This window comes from Pseudomonas kitaguniensis (assembly GCF_049199985.1).
GTDB lineage: Bacteria > Pseudomonadota > Gammaproteobacteria > Pseudomonadales > Pseudomonadaceae > Aquipseudomonas > Aquipseudomonas kitaguniensis.
The window spans coordinates 250,107-267,686 of the sequence record NZ_JBLZPT010000005.1 but is presented as its reverse complement, the minus strand read 5'-3'; the positions used below and the strand labels follow the sequence as shown (position 1 = coordinate 267,686).

Annotated in this window: 15 protein-coding genes; 5 read left to right on the top strand and 10 right to left on the bottom strand. The window is 57.6% G+C overall.

Going from position 1 to position 17,580, the window contains the following annotated elements; genetic code table 11:
• Position 1: 1 nt before the first annotated feature.
• Genes ACOZK9_RS10200 through ACOZK9_RS10185 form a run of 4 tightly spaced genes read right to left on the bottom strand, consistent with a single transcriptional unit; the run spans position 2 to position 6,113 of the window.
• Complete coding sequence (locus ACOZK9_RS10200) at positions 2 to 1,195, bottom strand: hybrid sensor histidine kinase/response regulator (protein ID WP_058415305.1); 1,194 nt, start codon at positions 1,193 to 1,195, stop codon at positions 2 to 4.
• Positions 1,189 to 1,788 carry a chemotaxis protein CheB gene (locus ACOZK9_RS10195; protein ID WP_058415306.1) on the bottom strand — a complete coding sequence of 200 codons (600 nt, stop codon included), beginning with the start codon at positions 1,786 to 1,788 and terminating at the stop codon, positions 1,189 to 1,191. Before ACOZK9_RS10195 ends, ACOZK9_RS10200 begins: the two co-directional genes overlap by 7 nt.
• A complete protein-coding gene (locus ACOZK9_RS10190) occupies positions 1,785 to 2,615 on the bottom strand; it encodes a CheR family methyltransferase (protein ID WP_371918586.1) in 831 nt (276 codons plus the stop codon). The genes ACOZK9_RS10195 and ACOZK9_RS10190 overlap by 4 nt, the downstream gene beginning before the upstream one ends.
• A complete protein-coding gene (locus ACOZK9_RS10185) occupies positions 2,616 to 6,113 on the bottom strand; it encodes a response regulator (protein WP_421555764.1) in 3,498 nt (1,165 codons plus the stop codon).
• A gap of 302 nt (positions 6,114 to 6,415) precedes the next feature.
• Here ACOZK9_RS10185 and ACOZK9_RS10180 point away from each other — a divergent pair, with 302 nt between their 5' ends.
• Together ACOZK9_RS10180 and ACOZK9_RS10175 are read left to right on the top strand one after the other, a co-directional pair.
• Positions 6,416 to 6,781, top strand: coding sequence for a response regulator (locus ACOZK9_RS10180; RefSeq protein ID WP_152749077.1), 366 nt, complete (start codon positions 6,416 to 6,418; stop codon positions 6,779 to 6,781).
• 304 nt (positions 6,782 to 7,085) lie between these two features.
• Complete coding sequence (locus ACOZK9_RS10175; protein WP_058415309.1) at positions 7,086 to 8,486, top strand: DUF1254 domain-containing protein; 1,401 nt, start codon at positions 7,086 to 7,088, stop codon at positions 8,484 to 8,486.
• Between the two features lie 83 nt (positions 8,487 to 8,569).
• On the opposite strand, the gene ACOZK9_RS10170 is transcribed toward ACOZK9_RS10175, so the two are convergent.
• Positions 8,570 to 9,064, bottom strand: coding sequence for a hypothetical protein (locus ACOZK9_RS10170; RefSeq protein WP_058415310.1), 495 nt, complete (start codon positions 9,062 to 9,064; stop codon positions 8,570 to 8,572).
• A 163-nt stretch (positions 9,065 to 9,227) separates the two neighbouring features.
• Here ACOZK9_RS10170 and ACOZK9_RS10165 point away from each other — a divergent pair, with 163 nt between their 5' ends.
• Positions 9,228 to 9,920 (top strand): aspartate/glutamate racemase family protein, encoded by a 693-nt coding sequence (locus tag ACOZK9_RS10165; RefSeq protein WP_152749076.1) that lies wholly within the window; start codon positions 9,228 to 9,230, stop codon positions 9,918 to 9,920.
• Here ACOZK9_RS10165 and ACOZK9_RS10160 read toward each other — a convergent pair.
• The 3 genes from ACOZK9_RS10160 to ACOZK9_RS10150 all read right to left on the bottom strand — a co-directional run bounded on the left by ACOZK9_RS10160 (position 9,917) and on the right by ACOZK9_RS10150 (position 13,215).
• Positions 9,917 to 10,429, bottom strand: coding sequence for a GNAT family N-acetyltransferase (locus ACOZK9_RS10160; RefSeq protein WP_058415312.1), 513 nt, complete (start codon positions 10,427 to 10,429; stop codon positions 9,917 to 9,919). The genes ACOZK9_RS10165 and ACOZK9_RS10160 overlap by 4 nt on opposite strands.
• A gap of 451 nt (positions 10,430 to 10,880) precedes the next feature.
• The gene (locus ACOZK9_RS10155) at positions 10,881 to 12,017 is read right to left on the bottom strand and encodes a glycerate kinase (RefSeq protein ID WP_152749075.1); all 1,137 of its coding nucleotides are present in this window, start codon (positions 12,015 to 12,017) and stop codon (positions 10,881 to 10,883) included.
• Positions 12,018 to 12,108: 91 nt separating this feature from the next.
• On the bottom strand, positions 12,109 to 13,215 hold the full coding sequence (locus ACOZK9_RS10150; protein WP_152749074.1) for a sugar diacid recognition domain-containing protein: 1,107 nt from the start codon (positions 13,213 to 13,215) through the stop codon (positions 12,109 to 12,111).
• A gap of 161 nt (positions 13,216 to 13,376) precedes the next feature.
• Between ACOZK9_RS10150 and ACOZK9_RS10145 the strand changes: the two genes are divergently transcribed.
• Both ACOZK9_RS10145 and ACOZK9_RS27465 read left to right on the top strand, forming a co-directional pair.
• Positions 13,377 to 14,687, top strand: coding sequence for an MFS transporter (locus ACOZK9_RS10145; RefSeq protein WP_122251321.1), 1,311 nt, complete (start codon positions 13,377 to 13,379; stop codon positions 14,685 to 14,687).
• 33 nt (positions 14,688 to 14,720) lie between these two features.
• Positions 14,721 to 14,948, top strand: a complete 228-nt coding sequence (locus tag ACOZK9_RS27465; RefSeq protein ID WP_478372199.1) for a hypothetical protein — start codon at positions 14,721 to 14,723, stop codon at positions 14,946 to 14,948.
• Positions 14,949 to 15,201: 253 nt separating this feature from the next.
• On the opposite strand, the gene ACOZK9_RS10135 is transcribed toward ACOZK9_RS27465, so the two are convergent.
• Both ACOZK9_RS10135 and ACOZK9_RS10130 read right to left on the bottom strand, forming a co-directional pair.
• On the bottom strand, positions 15,202 to 16,671 hold the full coding sequence (locus ACOZK9_RS10135) for a carboxypeptidase M32 (RefSeq protein ID WP_421555763.1): 1,470 nt from the start codon (positions 16,669 to 16,671) through the stop codon (positions 15,202 to 15,204).
• Entirely contained in the window at positions 16,668 to 17,579 is a 912-nt protein-coding gene (locus ACOZK9_RS10130) for a DMT family transporter (RefSeq protein ID WP_063613636.1), read from the bottom strand. Before ACOZK9_RS10130 ends, ACOZK9_RS10135 begins: the two co-directional genes overlap by 4 nt.
• Position 17,580: the final 1 nt, after the last annotated feature.

Sequence of the window (17,580 nt, the reverse complement as noted above, 5' to 3'; positions counted from 1 at the left end):
TTCATGTCGACGCCTCAAGCGGCAAACACACCCGGAACAACGCGCCTTCGCCTATGCGGCTGTGCACTTCGATGGTTCCGCCATGGGCCTCGACAATCTGCTCGGAAATGAACAACCCCAACCCCAGACCGGCTGCGACGTGACTGGCGGACACGCGCTCGAACTGCTGAAAAATACGCTTCTGGTTGTCTTCGCTGATGCCGATGCCATGGTCGCGCACTTCCACGCGCGCCTCGCCATGCTCAATGTAGACGCGCACCTCCACCGGGCTTTTGGCGCCGTAGCGCAAGGCGTTGGTCAGCAGATTGGAGACGACCTGCTCAATGCGGAACTCATCCCAAAAGCCTTCTACCGGCCCTTCGGCGTCCAACTGCATGGACGACTCGGCAGCCGCCACTTGTGGCGCAAAGTTTTCCACCAGGTTGCGCACCAACTGGGCCAGGTCAAAGTGCGCCGGGCGAATCGACAGTTTGCCGGTGCGGATACGCGACACGTCGAGCATGTCTTCGATCAGCCGGATCAGGCTACGGATCTGGCGTTCATCGCGGTCGACCATCGCGTGCATTTTGTCGAGGGTGAACGCGTCGGCGTTGTCCCGGGCCAAGTGCATTTTGCGCAGTTGGGTCTCCAGGATCAGGCCGTTAAGCGGCGTACGTACTTCATGGGCGACGATCGACATGAAGTCATCGCGCATGCGCACCGCCTGCTCCAGCTCGGTCTGGGTGGTCTGCAAGCGGGTCAGCAGCAGCTCCTGCTCGCGGCGGCTACGCTCCAGCGCTTCAACCTGCTGCTTCATCGCCTTGCTCTGGCGATACAGGTCGACGAACACATTGACCTTGCTCTTGACCGCGTGAATGTCCAGCGGCTTGTGCAGGAAGTCCACGGCACCGCTTTCATAACCCTTGAACGCATAATTGAGTTCGCGGCCGGCGGCGCTGACGAACACAATCGGAATGTTTTTGGTTTTTTCAGTGCCGCGCATCATTTCGGCCAGCTCGAAACCGTTCATGCCGGGCATTTGCACGTCGAGAATCGCCATGGCGAACTCGTGCTCCAGCAACAGTGACAAGGCCTCGTCGGCGTTCAGTGCCTTGAAAACCTGTCGGTCCTCGCGCTTGATCAGCGCTTCGAGGGCCAGCAGGTTTTCCGGCAAATCGTCGACGATCAGCAGTTTGGCCTGGACAGTACTTAACATGGGGAAGATTCCAGGGAAGCCAGCAATGAGCCAATCTCGCTCAAGGTTAGAATATGATCAGGTGTTTGCAACGCCAGGGCTGCCAGGGGCATGACGGCAATCCTTGCTTCTTTGGGGTCTTGTACCACGGTGGTGCCGCCGGACTGTTTGACATAGGCCAGCCCATGCGCGCCGTCCTGGTTGGCACCGGTCATTAAAATGGCCAGCAAGCCCTCGCCATAGGCATCGGCGGCCGACGCGAACAAGTAATCAATGGCCGGCCGCGAATGGTGCACGCGGTCCTCCTGGCTTAACGACAAGCTGCGGTCATGCTCTACCGACAGGTGATAGCCCGGCCCGGCGAAATACACGGTGCCCGCGTCGATCACTTCTTTGTCCCGCGCTTCCTTCACCGGGATCCGCAGGCGCCGTGCAAACACTTCAGCCAACTGGCTGCGGCGCTCATCCGGCAGGTGCAGTACGGTAATGATCGGCAAGCCAAAGTCGTCAGGCAGGTCGCCGAAAATTTTCAGCAGCGCCTCGACGCCACCGGCAGACGCGCCGACGACGATGGCTTCAATCGCGCGATACGGGTTGGCTGCGGCGTCGTTCATGATTTTCGGTAGATCCGTTCCTGCTTGACCAAGGGTTCGAATTGCTTGCTGTAGGCGGAAAAGTCCAGGGTTTCCTTGCTGCCCAGCACCAAAAAGCCACGATGACACAGCGACTCATGAAACAATCCAAACGCTCGGTCCTGCAAATTTTTATTAAAGTAAATCAACACGTTACGACACGAAATTAACTGAGTTTCGGAGAATACGCTATCGGTCGCCAGGCTGTGGTCGGCAAACGTGACGTTCTCGCGCAGGGTCTTGTCGAAAATCGCGTAATCGTACGCGGCGGTGTAGTAGTCGGCAAATGAACGCTGGCCACCGGCCTGCTGGTAATTGGCGGTGTAGGCACGCACGTTCTCAAGCGAAAAAATCCCCTGCTTGGCTTTGTCCAGCGAGGCCGGGTTGATGTCCGTCGCGTAAATAATCGTGCGCTCCAGCAAGCCCTCTTCACGCAGCAGGATCGCCATGGAGTAGACCTCCTCCCCGGTGCTGCACCCAGCTATCCAGATCTTGATCGACGGATAGGTCTTGAGCAGCGGCACCACTTCCTGGCGAATCGCGAGGAAGTGCGACGGGTCGCGGAACATCTCGCTCACCGGAATCGTTAGAAATTGCAGCAACTGCATGAACGCGGCCGGGTCATGCAACACCCGCTCCTGCAGCGCAGAAATGGTTGCGCAGTCGAACTGGCGCAGCGCATGGGCCACGCGCCGCTTGACCGACGCACCGGAGTAGTCGCGAAAATCGTAGCTGTACTTGAGGTAAATCGCCTCGATTAACAGGCGCAGCTCAATGTCACTGCTTTTTTCCAAGAAACTTCGCTCCACTTAAATGCGTTCCATCTTGGGCAGCCATACACGAATCAGTGAGAACAAACGGTCCAGGTCAATCGGCTTGGCCAGGTAATCGTTGGAACCGGCCGCGAGGCAGCGCTCCTGATCGTCCTTCATGGCCTTGGCCGTCACTGCGATGATCGGCAACTTCTTCCAGCGCGGGTCCTGACGAATCAACGCGGTGGCCTCGTAACCGTCCATCTCCGGCATCATCACGTCCATCAGCACCAAGTCGATGTCGTCTACTTCATTGAGCCTGTCGATGGCCTCGCGGCCGTTACGCCCGATCACCACCACCGCACCTTTGTGCTCCAGCGCGCTGGTCAGGGCGAAAATATTGCGCACGTCGTCGTCGACCAACAATATTTTGCGCCCTTCGAAGACTTTGTCACGACTGCGCGCGGTCTTGAGCATCTTCTGGCGGTCATGGGACAGCTGCGATTCGACTTTGTGCAAAAAGAGTGTCACTTCGTCCAGCAGGCGTTCAGGTGAGCGCGCGCCCTTGATGATGATCGAGCGCGAATACTTGCGCAGCTCGGCTTCTTCGTCGCGGGTCAGGTTGCGCCCGGTGTACACGATCACCGGCGGGAACGAGCAAATGTCCTCGGTGGCCATGCGCTTGAGCAGCTCGTTGCCGAGCATGTCGGGTAGCTTGAGGTCGATGATCATGCAGTCATAGACGTTGGTGCGCAGCAGGTCGAGCGCCGCCTGGGCGTAGCCGACATCCGTGATTTCGATGTCGTCGTCGCCGATCAAGCGGGCAATGCTGTCGCGTTGCAAGTCATCGTCTTCCACCAGCAGCACGCGCTTGACCTTTTGCGTCAGTTTGGCTTCGAGCCGCGCAAACACGTCTTTGAGCTCTTCGCGGGTGGTGGGTTTTACCGCATAACCAATGGCGCCCATGTGCATGGCGGCTTCGACGCGGTCTTCCACGGAAATCACATGCACGGGGATGTGGCGGGTACTCGCGTGTTCCTTGAGGCGTTGCAGCACGGTCAGCCCGGAGTGGTCCGGCAAACGCATGTCGAGCAGAATCGCATCAGGGATGAACTCTTCAGCCAGGCTGTAACCTTCATCCGCGCCGTGGGCGACCAGGCAGTTGTAGCCCAGCTCGTGCGCCAGGTCGAAGAGGATGCGCGCAAAGTTCGGCTCATCCTCCACCACCAGGATGCAGCGGGTGGTGAATGGCGCCTTGTCACGGTCGTCGGCAAAGCGCGGAATCTGCTGGGCGTCGGCCACCGGCAGCGGCGAAACCGCAATCGGCTTGGGTGCCGGGGCCGCCACGACCTGGCGTGGCGCCTCGACCGGTGCCGCGCCTTCTTCGCGCTCCACATACTGTTCGGGCAACACCAGGGTAAACACGCTGCCGTTGCCCGGTTCGCTGGTCACGCTGATATAGCCGCCGAGCAACGCCGCCAGATCGCGCGAAATTGACAAGCCCAGGCCGGTGCCGCCGTAGCGGCGGTTAGTGGTGCCATCGGCCTGGCGGAAGGCCTCAAAAATGCTTTCTTGCTGGTCCGGCGCAATGCCGATGCCGGAGTCGCGCACCGTAAAGGCAATGCCCTCACCCAGCGCCCGCGAAACAGACAGGCTGACTTCACCTTGCTCGGTGAATTTGACCGCGTTGGACAGCAGGTTCTTGAGGATTTGCTCCAGGCGCTGGCGGTCGGTAAACAGCAAGGTCGGCGCGCCTTCCTGGATGTCCACCTGGAAACCCAGCTTGCGGTCGGCTGCCAGCGGCTCGAACATGCCGCGCAGGCCGTCCACCAGCCGTGCCACGCTGGAATTTTCCGGGCGCATGTCGAGCTTGCCGGCTTCGACCTTGGAAATATCCAGAATGTCGTTGATCAGGTTGAGCAAGTCATTGCCGGCCGAGTAGATCGACTCGGCAAACTTGACCTGTTCAGCACTGAGGTTGTCCTGAGGGTTTTCGGCCAACAGCTTGGCCAGAATCAACGAGCTGTTCAGCGGTGTGCGCAGCTCGTGGGACATGTTCGCGAGGAATTCGGATTTGTACTTGCTGGAGCGCTGCAATTCGTCAGCACGTTCTTCAAGCTCCAGTTGAACGCGGTTGAGCTCGACGTTCTTGCGGTCCATTGCGTCGCGCTGGTCGGCCAGGGTCTGGGCCTGCTCGGCCAATTGCTCGTTGGTCTGCTCAAGTTCAGCCTGCTGGGTTTCCAAGTGGGCCTGCGATTCCTTGAGAATGCGCGACTGCTCTTCGAGTTCTTCGTTGGCGGTCCTGAGTTCTTCCTGCTGCACCTGCAGCTCTTCGTTAAGTTGCTGGCTCTCGGCGAGCACTTCCTGCAAGCGCTGGCGATACCGCGCGGCTTCAATGGAGGTGCCGATATTACCGGCGATCAGCTCCAGCAGCTCCACATCACGCTCTTCCAGCGGGCGCAGAAAACCCAGTTCAAACACGCCGTTGACGCGGTCATCATCGCTGGTCGGCATCACCAGTACGCTACGGGTAGTGCCCTCGCCCAAGCCGGAACTGACCTTGAAATAATCCACCGGCACATCGTCCAGGCGAATCAGTCGATCAAGCTGAGCGGCTTGGCCAACGATGCCTTCGTCACTGTAAATCGACTGCGCCTGCTGCTCCTGCTCACGCGAGAAGCCATACGTGGCCACGCGTTTGAGGCCGCCGTGTTCTTCGCGCACATACAGCGCGCCCACGGCGGAGCCCATGTACTGGGCAAAAAACTGCAGGATGTTGCGACCGAGCATATTCAGGGTCAGTTGGCCGAGCACCTGTTCAGCCAGCTCGGTCTGGCCATTACGCAGCCAGGCCTGCTGTTCCAGGCGTCGCGCAATCTTTTCTTGTGACGCGAGGTTTGCGCTGTAACTATCTGAAAGAGTTACTAAATTCTTTCGACCGAAATACGCCAGGAAGCCGCTCAGGCCGAGCACAAAGACCAGGTACAGGGTGACGCTGAACACCGTGGTCCTCGTCACCTCTTGATTGCGGTTAATACGCAGCTGCTGCTCCATCGACACAGCGTCCTGGTATTCCTTGCGAATTTCGTCAGTCAGGCGCTTGCCACGGCCAGCTTTGACCGCACCACGGAAGTCACCACTTTCGCGCTGCAAATCAATCATTGACTGCGCGTATTTGTTCCACTCGGCTTGCAGCGCCTCCAGACGTTTGAGGCGGTCCACCTGTTGGGTGTTGTCCGCGACCAACTCCTGCAAATTACGCAACTCCGCAATGATCCTCGGCTTCGCCACCTCGTAGGGGTCCAGAAAATGCTCATCGCCGGTGATCAGGAAACCGCGCATGCCGGTTTCCAGGTCGACCGACAGCTTGGACGATTCATTGAGGTTGTTGATGACACGGTCGGTGTGCTCGACCCACTGAATCACCGACAGCAAATAGGTGATCAGCACCACGAAAAACACCGCGCTGAGCACGCCCACGCTCAACGGCAGCGCAACGTTGCGGCTCAGGAGTTTACGAAAGCTGTGTTCATCGACAGACGACGCGCGAGTCATGGGCATGCCTTGGCCAAGTATGGAAAAACCGGGAGTTTGCCCGAACAACGAGGGCCAAGGCTATGGTTCTTAATTGATTTGGCGCAATCACCTGCGCAGTCGGCGTCAATTTCAGGTTGATTCAGGCCGGGTTCACCGGGATATTCACCGGCCTTAAAACCGTTGCCTGCCACGCGACATTTGCGCCCAACCCCTTCACAATATCGACGCCAACGGAACTTGCCGAGATGGACGCCACTCATTAGAGAATGGTCTTTCATGCGCTAAAGCCCCGTCCCTCCATTATTCCGAGAGTTTTGATTATGTCCGCTAACACCTCCACCATCCTTGTAGTCGAAGACGACGCCATTGTGCGCATGCTGATCGTCGATGTACTCGAAGAACTGGAGTTCGCGGTAGTTGAAGCTGCGGACGCTGAAGAAGCGTTGAAGGTGGTCGAAAAAACCGGCCAGGTGATCGACCTGATGATGACCGATGTCGGCCTGCCCGATATGGACGGCAAGCAGTTGGCAGCCAAAGTGCGTGAGTTGCGCCCTGCTCTGCCAATCCTGTTTGCCAGCGGTTATGCCGACAACATCGACGTGCCCGCCGGCATGCAGGTGATTGCCAAGCCGTTCTCCATTGACCAACTGCGCGACAAGGTTAAGTCGATGTTGCCCGCCGCATAACTCGCGAGCGTGCGAGGCCGCCCGACAAGGGCGGCCGTTTGCCTGCCTCTAAACTCACTCACCTCCCCGCCACGCCTCTCCCTGAGCGTTTTTTACGCGCGCCATTGAACAAAAAACCGTGATCGATCGAACGATCTTTACGTTACTGCGCACGCGCTAAAAGACTTCCAGCGCAACTGCGTGCAAACTCTGCCCGGCAACTACGGCTTCAGCTATTTGCGACGGTATGCGCCGACTGCGCCCTACGTCTATAACCGCTGGAAATTCGACGACATCACTCCAGTTTCTTAAGAGACGCAACAACATGATCAGAAAACCGACGCGCCTGCTGTTGGCGAGCCTCTCGATACTCATGAGTACCGGCGCCTGGGCCGATTTTACCGCAACGCCCAGCGAAGCCCGAGCCATTGCCAGGGAAGCCTACTTGTATGGCTACCCGGTGGTGGAGATGTACAAGACGCTCTACACCCAGGCCGTCGATAAGGGCGGTGCCAACTTCAAGGCGCCGTTCAACCACATCGGCAACACTGCCCAGGTTGTCACCCCCAAGGACACCGCGCTCGTCAACCCGAACCCGGACACACCCTACTCTTTCGTGTGGATGGACTTGCGTAAAGAGCCGTTGGTGCTGACCTTGCCCAAGATCGAAGACAACCGTTATTACTCGGTACAGTTGATCGACCTCTACAGGCAGAACTTCGCCTACTTGGGCACGCGCAGTACCGGCAACAATGGCGGCCACTACATGATCGCCGGGCCAGACTGGAAAGGTCAGCAGCCGGTCGACATCGACCGCGTGGTCTACAGCGAAAGCAATATTGCCTACGCGCTGTACCGCACGCAGTTGTTTGATGATAAAGACTTGAGCAAGGTCAAGCAGATTCAGAGCGGCTACAAAGTGCAGCCGCTGAGCAGCTATGTAAAACAAGCCGCGCCGCCGCCGGTGCCGAAGATCGAATGGCCCAAGCCGATGGCCACGATGACCGAAGGCCCGCAGTTGTTTCGCTACTTGAACTTCATGCTGGCGTTCGCTGCCCCTCAGGACAGCGAGAAAGACCTGCTGGCGCGCTTTGCCAAGATCGGCATTGCGCCGGGGGCGCCGTTCAAAGTCAAACAACTGACCGCCGAACAACGCAAAGCCCTGGAAGACGGCATCTCCGATGCCCGCGCTGAATTTGCGGCGTTCAAGAAAGACAAGCTCGATACGCACCAAGTACCCACGAGTGATCTGTTCGGCAGTCGCGACCACCTGAACAACAACTATCTGTACCGCTATGCCGGTGCCGACATGGGTACGTTTGGTAACTCGGGCGATGAAGCCGTTTACCTGCGCTATGTTGTCGACAGCGAAGGCAAACCCGCCAACGGCGCACGTCACAGCTACACCCTGCACTTTGCCAAGGGCCAACTGCCGCCGGCCGATGCGTTCTGGTCGCTGACCATGTACGACGCCAAGACCAAGCTGCTGGTGCCGAACCTGAAAAAACGCTACTCGATCAACTCGCAGATGCTGCCCAGCCTCAAACTGGACGCGGACGGCGGCTTGACCCTGGCGTTGCAGCACCACGAGCCGCCCAAAGCTGAACAGAGCAATTGGTTGCCCGCCCCGCCCCGCCCGTTTTACGCGGTACTGCGGATTTACCTGCCCAAGCCTGAGGTGGTTAACGGCCAATGGACGTTGCCGCCGTTGACGCCGCTCAAGTAACACGATGTGCCCGGCCACCCGCTTTTGGTCGGGCACTTAACGCGCTTCGCAGCCCGCACTACTGCCGTCGGTTTACGACCCGCTTAGCCGCGTTCGCGAGGGATCAGGCTTTGCAATTGCGACGCCAGGAAGTTCGCGTCGAAAGCGAAGGTGTCCGGGTCTTTCAGGCCGTTGGTCTTCTTCCACAGCCAGTCGTTTTTATCCGCCGGCAGTACCAGCGACACACTGCCGTGGCGCGCGGCCGTCAGGCCCATCACCGACACGGAAATGGAACCGCCCGCGCCCATTACATCCGGCACGAACTCCACGGTCTTGCCGGTGATTTGCACGGTCAGTTTTTCGGTCTTGAAGGTCGATGTTTCGACCGGCAGGCTTGGGCCATGGGCCACGTACGCCTCACGATGGACATCCAGTAAACCCACGGTTTTCACCGGTTCCAGCCATTGCTCAATCTGCCCGAACAACTCGCCGAGCTTTTGCGCCCAGCGCGCCGACTGCACATCGAATTGCTGTTTTTTATGCGCTTCGCTGTCGGCGTAATGACGAAGCATCTCGCCCAGTTGTTGTACATCGTCCATTGCGGATCTCCTCGGGTGAGCCAGGTTGCGAGCGCTGATCATGGCAGATGCGGCGGCTGACCGTGCGGCTTAAAACTGCACGGGTCATTTTGCAGGTAACTGCGTATGACTAATCTGCCGCCACTGGGTAAGGTGAGCCTCTATGCCTTTTCAGGAGCATCGCATGCGTACCATCGGCCTTATCGGCGGCATGAGCTGGGAGTCCAGCGCCGAGTACTACCGCCTTATCAACCAACGTGTACGCGACCAGCTGGGCCCACTGCGTTCGGCGCAACTGTTGATGTACAGCGTCGATTTTGGCCCCGTCGAACGCGCCCAGCATGCGGGCCGCTGGGATGACGCCGCGCTGATTCTCGAAGATGCCGCACGCCGCCTGGAGGCCGGCGGCGCGGACTGCGTGGTGCTGTGTACCAACACCATGCACTTGGTGGCGCCGCGTATTGAGGCGGCGGTGTCGATTGCGTTTTTGCACATTGCCGATGCAGCCGGTGCCGCTGCGGTAGCGCGCGGCACACTGACGGTCGGCTTGCTCGGCACGGCGTTCACCATGGAGCAGGACTTTCTAACCTCGCGCCTGGCTGCCCAGGGTTTAACCGTATTGGTGCCGGACGCAGATGAGCGCCAGGCCGTGCACCGGATTATTTATGAGGAATTGTGTGTCGGCGTGATCAGCGATGCATCGCGCCAAGTGTACCAACGTGTGATCGAGTCGCTGGCCGCGCGTGGCGCCCAGGCGATCATCCTCGGTTGCACGGAAATCGGCCTGCTGATCAAGCCGCAGCACAGTGACCTGCCGCTGCTGGACACCACCGAGCTGCATGCGCAGGCTGCGGTGGCGTTTGCTTTGCAGGCTTAAGCCGAATTGCGCAGGCGCGCCATGCTCAAGGTGTCGACAAATACCCCGTCACGCAGCGCGTAATCGCGCAGCCGGCCTTCGACTTCGAAGCCGAACTTGCGGTAGAGGTTATGCGCCGCCTCGTTGTCGGCGTAAACGGTGAGTTCCACGCGGTGCAGGTTCATCCAGTTGTCGGCCACGTCCAGCGCGGCGGTCAATAAGCGCGAGCCCACGCCTCTGCCCTGCCAGGCCGTCGCCACGCCCATGCCGAACGAACCAACATGGCTCTGGCGCACGCGCAGGTACTGTTCCAGGCCCAGTTGGCCGATCACTTCACCCGCTTGCACGGCGACCAGTTGTAGTCTGCGCTCGTTGTCCATGACCAAGCGTTTACGCCAGGCTTCGACTGACTGAAAAGGCATTTGCAGCACCTGACGGCACACCGCCGGTTCGTTGTAGAGCGCAGTGACGCCCTCAAGGTGCGCCTCGGTGAAGCGCTGGATCACGATAGTGGGTTCAGGTGTGGGCATTGTGCTTCGTCCTTTGAAAGACACGTGGCCCGTCAGTTTAGGCGGCGCACGCGCGCGATGGCTAGCGTGGGGACGATCATTCAACCGACCCCAAACCTTGCAAACCGATGCACCCAACTGTGGGAGCGGGCTTGCTCGCGATTACGGTGTGTCAGATAAGTATTTTCAACGGATACACCGCAATCGCGAGCAAGCCCGCTCCCACAGAAAGCAAACCTGCGGTGTATGCCAGACCTGCGCTTGATCTAACCACTTAGCCACACGTTCTACAGCTGGACGCAGAGCGTGGGAACGATCATTCAGCCGACCTACTCTCGCAAACCTAATGCACTCAACTGTGGGAGCGGGCTTGCTCGCGATTACGGTGTGTCAGATCAGTATTTTCAACGGATACACCGCAATCGCGAGCAAGCCCGCTCCACAGAAAGCAAATCTGCGGTGTTTTAACGACTCAGGACGCTGCGGTTCGCCACAGTCGCGCAATATCCGCAGCGCGCTCACGCAGCAAGCGCGGTGCTTCAGTGCATGCCTGTTGCAGGCTCATCGGGCCGGAGGGCAAGGCAAATGCGGCGTGCACACCGTGCGCGTACATCTGTTCGTAGCCATCGCCCAAGGTGCCGGCAATCACAATCACCGGTACAGCGTGGCGTTGAGCAATGCACGCCACACCAAACGGCGTCTTGCCGCGCAGCGTTTGAGCGTCGAAACGCCCTTCACCGGTGATCACCAGGTCTGCACCGCGTATGGCCTGATCCAGCCCAACCAGTTCGGCAACCACCTCCACACCGGCGCGAAACTGCGCGCCAAGAAATGCCTTGGCAGCAAACCCCAACCCGCCGGCGGCACCACTGCCTGGCTCATCGCGTACCTCTTTGCAGAGCACTTCAGCGCAGTGATCGGCGAAGTGGCCGAGGGCTGCGTCGAGTTGCTCAACCTGCTGCGGATTAGCGCCTTTTTGCGGGCCGAAAATCGCCGATGCACCGTGCGGGCCGCACAGCGGGTTGTTCACATCGGCGGCGATTTCAAAGCGCACGTGGGCCAGGCGTGGGTCCATGTGTTCAAGGCTGATGCGCGCCAAGCCGGTCAACGCCAGCCCGCCGGGTGCCAGACTCTGGTCGTCGGCATCCAATAATTGCACGCCAAGCGCCTGCATCGCCCCCGCGCCGGCGTCATTGGTCGCACTGCCGCCAATCGCCAGGATGATACGTTGAGCGCCAACATCGAGGGCGGCGCGAATCAATTCACCCGTGCCATAGGTGCTACTGGAGCAGGCGTCGCGCTTACCCGGCGCGACCCGTTGCAAGCCACTGGCCTCGGCCATCTCGATGATCGCCGTATGGCTCTCGGCCAACCAGCCCCAGCGCGCCTCCAGCGTGCCGCCCAACGGGCCTTGAACTGTATGGCTCCGCCATTCGCCCTGGCAGGCGGCGAGCACCGATTCCACCGTACCTTCACCGCCGTCCGCCATCGGGCACTCGATCAATTGTGCATCCGGCCACACCTGCGCCAACCCTTCGGCGATAGCCTGGGCGACGCCTTCGGCACTCAGGCTGTCCTTGAACGAGTCGGGGGCGATGATGATTTTCATGGGCTTTCTCCGGTTTTTATAACGCCCATGCTGCCAGTTGGTAGCGGCAATAACGCCGGTCCAATGCACAAGTGCCAGCAAGGTTTGTTGTTCATTCCGACAAAACCTGCGGCAGCAACTGCACACCGAGGTACAGCGCGAGCATGCCGTCGAGGGTCAACGGGTCGACGCCACTCAGCTCGGCAATCCTTTCCATGCGGTAACGCAGGCTGTTGCGGTGGATGCCCAACGCGTCCGCACACGCTTGGCTTTGGCCGTCGTGTTCGCACCAACTGCGCAGCGTCGCTTGCAATTGCCCATTGCTGTCCTTGGCCAACACCTTGCGCAACGGGCTGAGCAACTCATCCAGGGCATCGTCGTTGCGATGACGCCAAAGCATGACGGGCAAGCGGTAGCGAGTGAGCGTGAGCAGGCGTGAGTGGGGCAACACATCGCGCCCGTAGGCCAGCAAGTCGCCGACACGCCGGTAACAGCGGCGTAAGCCTGCCAGGCCGTCGGCCTGCCCACCGACGGCCACGCGCAAGATGTTCCAGCCCAGCCCCTGGAGTTTTTCCAGCAGTTTGGGGTTGTCCACCGCTACCGCAGCGGGCCGGCACCACAACAGCGAGAATTGCGCGGAGCTGACGCACCAGCTGTCCGGGTAACGGCTGGTCAGCCACGCGCTCAACGCCTCTGCCGACTGGCCCACGCCCAGTTCAAACAGATACGGTGTACGCGGCATTTGCGGTTTAAGCCCGAGTTGCTGGGCCTCATCGACCAGGCGCGGTGAATCACCGGTTTCCGCCAGCAACAAGGCCAGCAGGTCATCGCAACGCTGGCGCCGCCATTGTTGTTCGGCTTGCTGATGGCGATGGCTGACGAGCATTTCGGCGGTCATGCGCACCAGCTCAGCGTACGTGCGCAACAGCTCGGGTTCGCCGGTAATGCCGAGCACGCCGATCAGGCGTTGATCGTGCATCAGCGGCAGGTTGATGCCCGGTTGCACACCTTTAAGGTGCTTGGCGGTTTGCCCGTCAATCTCCACCACGCGCCCGTTGGCCAGCACCAATTGCGCGCCTTCATGGCGGGTGTTGATGCGCTCCGGCTCGCCACTGCCGAGAATCAGCCCCTGACTGTCCATGACGTTGACGTTATAGGGCAGGATGGCCATGGTGCGATCGACAATATCCTGCGCCAGGTCATGATCCAGCTCGAACATGGGGCTAACTTCCTTGAAAGGCGTGGTTGGTCATAGGCACAGCGCAAAGCCTGCTTGACTGTGCGCAAGCACAAAGACAGCAGCCCGCCAGGTGGCCGAGACTCGTTAGGCGATCAACGTTACCCCCGCGTCGCAAAAAATCATAATAAAGAGAGAATGCCATGTCACAGAGCGCCGCTGCCCCACTGGCCACCGATGACGATAAAAACGCCATCTACAAGCGCGTTACCCTGCGCCTGATCCCCTTCATTTTCATCTGCTACCTGTTCAACTACCTCGACCGGGTGAACGTTGGCTTCGCCAAGTTGCAGATGCTCGATGCGCTGAAATTCAGTGAAACGGTGTACGGCCTCGGCGCCGGGATCTTCTTTATCGGCTACGTGCTGTGCGGCGTGCCGAGCAACCTGGCGCTGACAAAATTCGGCCCGCGGCGCTGGATCGCGTTGATGATGATCGTGTGGGGCACGCTGTCGACCTGCCTGCTGTTCGTCACCACGCCGACGCATTTCTACACCCTGCGTTTGTTCACCGGTGCCGCTGAAGCCGGCTTCTTCCCTGGCGTGGTGCTGTACCTTTCGCAATGGTTCCCGACCTTTCGCCGTGGGCGGATCATGGCGTTGTTCATGTCGGCGATCCCGGTGTCCGGTTTGCTCGGCAGCCCGTTTTCCGGCTGGATTCTCACCCATTTCGCGGCTGGCCAAGGTGGTTTGGCGGGCTGGCAATGGATGTTTTTGCTGCAAGGCATTCCGACTGTGATCCTCGGCGCGCTTGCGTACTTCCTGCTCAGCGACAGCTTTGCTCACGCCAAGTGGCTCAAACCCCACGAGCGCGCGGTGCTGGAGGCCGACCAGGCGACGGATTTGGCGAACAAACCCAAAACCACCACCGACTCGCTGGCCGAGGTGTTCAAGAACCCGGCGATCTGGGCGTTCGGCCTGATTTACTTCTGTATCCAGAGCGGTGTGTACGCGATCAACTTTTGGCTGCCGTCGATCATCAAGAACCTCGGGTTCAGCGATAACCTGGTGATTGGCTGGCTCAGCGCGATTCCTTATCTGCTGGCGGCGGTGTTTATGTTGCTGGTCGGGCGCTCGGCTGATTTGCGCAAAGAGCGACGCTGGCATTTGGTGGTGCCGATGTTGATGGGCGCTGTCGGTTTGGTGATCGCGGTGAACTTTGCAACGACGCCGGCGATTGCGATTCTGGGTTTGACCATTGCTACGATGGGCGCGCTCACCGGCTTGCCGATGTTCTGGCCGGTGCCGACCGCGATGCTGAGTGCCGGCGCGGCGGCGGGTGGTTTGGCGTTGATTAACTCGATGGGCCAGATGGCGGGTTTTCTCAGCCCGTATATCGTCGGGTTTGTGAAGGATGCCACCGGCTCGACCGACATTGCGTTGTACTTGCTGGCAGCCGTTATCGTCGCCGGCAGCGTGCTCGCGCTGCGCATGACGCGCACCCTTAAAGCCTGACGCGCTGATCGTTCCCACGCTCGTTTAAGCAAGGTGTTGAAATCGCTGGGATATGAGGCGCGTCACCTCGAGCAATTCCTGAGCAGTGTGCTCGGTGCACTGATGTTGGAAAACGGCGACCCGCGGCTTGAAACCTTCAATGAAGCGCTTTTGCTCAAGGGCCAGGCGCACCGAAGCGAAGGTGTGGCCAGATCGGTGGGAAAAGTGTCGCACGGGCTCGCTGCGCTGGAGATTTTGGACTGGCATCTGGCTCGCGCGTGAGCAATCTGGGGTTAGCTCCCCTGTTGATTGGAGCCTGTCGACCTGCGCCGCGTATATTGCAGCGGTTGATCGAATGACCGTCGGTGAATGGGCTCTGGCGTCGGGGCGTGGAACCACGCTCAGGAGGCTTGGCCTACCGATCGCGGCCAATTCAAAAGGTTGATTTTTAGGCGCCATGCGCCGCTATCATTTTGTATACTCGGTGGCCGCAGAAACTGAGTACAACACCGGACCTTTCAATACGGTGTTGCCCCTATGTCTTGTAACGGTTTTCTAAAAAACGCCTTAAAAACGTTGTATCTAATGCTTTTTCACTACTCATAAAGACGCTAAGTACCTCGTCATAGCTACCACGGCTCCAGATATGTTCCTTTAACCAGTCAAACGCAGGGCGTATGTTGCCACTGCAGAAATCGCTTGAATAGTCTTGGTGAGTGGCGGTGAACTGGTGAAATAGATGTGCAGCGTAGACTTGGCCTAAGACATAACAAGGAAAATACCCAAAAAGACCGAGAGACCAATGAATATCTTGCATGCAACCAAGCCGAAAATCGTTGCCCGGAGATAGCCCCAAATAATCAATACTTAATATGTTCCAACATTCTGGGAGATCAGATACTTCAATTTCGCCGTTTAGTAGTTTTAGTTCCAGCTCAAAGCGTAAAATTATATGGAGAATATAAGATACCTCATCCGCCTCAATTCTTATAAGTCCAAGGCGAGTTTGGTTGTAGTAGAAGTTAAGTTTATCAGCTGAAATCGGAAATTGGTGCTTGTCCGATAAAGTTCTCGATAAGTAAGTCAAGAATGCGGGATGCCGGCCGATCATATTTTCGAAAAAAAGGCTTTGAGACTCATGCACGCCTACTGAGCGAGGCAGGCTGATCGGGTGCCCACGGGGGGAGGTCGGCAGGTTCTGTTCATAACATGCATGCCCCGTTTCATGGATGACCTCAAGCAGCCCATCAAGAATCGAAGAGTCTTTTTTTAGTATGAGCCGTGTATCCTCAGGCACGCCGGCACAAAACGGATGCTCTCCAAAATCTATCCGACCTCTTGTGAGGTCAAACCCAAAAACACATGAAATATTTAAGAAAAGCTTTTCCTTGTCATCGATCGTAAAAAGTCGGCGCTGAGCGGCTGCTGTCGAAGCTGGTTTAGAGTTGGCGAGAATATCAATTGCCCATACCTTCAACTCCTCAAAGGCAGGCTTTAGTTGAGCTATGCGAAGGCCAGGCTCATGAATATCCAGCAAACTGTCGTAAAGCTCCAAGCCAGTAGCCTCTGCGCGATGCTGGGCTTCTAATCGGATGACCTCAACAACAGCTGATAAAGCTGGAGCATAACTCTCCCAATCATTCCTCGATCTACAATCAGCCCACAGACTCTCAGCTCTGGACGTTGCTCGGGTCTTGCGGTCCTGCAGTTCAGCGGGTACCGTAAGATGACAGCGGAGGTACCGATCTACCTCCCTAAGGCACGACTGGTCGCGTGTTGCCGCACATCGAAGTGCAGCAGGCAAATCGCACGACTCCATCAACTCGACCAGATTATCTCGACGCAAAGCGTTTAGGGTTGCCACCGACTGAGTTCGCGCAGCTAGTGACGCAGCTTTCACATGAAGTGATTGATCCCACTCGGCTAGCCTCACCGCATGGCGTAACTGGTAATCTTTCTCAAAGTGCTGGTTGATTCGTCCAATGACTTCATCAGAATTAGTCATGTTGTCTCCCGATGGGTCCGTGAAACCCATGCAGGCCGCAAGATATTCACGATTAATGCACTTATAAGAATGAAAACAAAACCTATAATTGTACTGGCTGAAGGTTTTTCGCCAAAGTAGGTCATGGCTAATACAACAGAAATGATAGGTGAAAATAAAGTAGCGTAGCTTGCGTATTCGGCACTTTGAAGCTTGATTAGATAGAACCAGATATAAAAAACGACCGCACCGCCAAAAACCCCCATAAATAAAATCGACGCAGCAGCAGGCAATGACAAGTTTCCAGAAAACTCCATAATTTCGGTGGGCCAATCTAAAAATAGCGGAGACACCAAGAAGACGCAAAAGCAACCGAAGGTTACCTGCCAAAATACTTTCACCCGGAAATCTATATCAGTCTCTAATCTCTGTGCGATTATGGAGCCGATCGACCAAGAGACGGCGCTTGACAGGATGATTAAGTGGCTTGAAGAAAATTGAAAGCTTCCGATAATCAACCAGACTCCTATTGAGCAGAACGTCAGCGAAGCAATAGAGAAACTATTGAATTTCCGATTGAGTATCATCACAAAAAAAGATGTAAAGCAAGGCATTGTATAGATTAGAGAAGTTGAATCGGAAATACTTAGGCGCTCCAATGCTATATTGTTTAAAATTGGGACAAGGAAAACATTTGGAACTGCGATAATGAAGAGCTTTAGATAAAGCATAGCGTCTAAAGTTATGCTGAGATCATTCACGGGCTTCCAAAATATTGCGTAGAGGAAAAGAACACTGATAAAAGCGCATGCTAATCGGAATGGCCAAGCGCCCAGAGTCTGAACACCTATTTTGGATACCGGCAAGCCAGCGCCCCAAATTAGGGCCATGACTGCTATAAGAAGCAAACTTTTTTGAAATGGCGACATT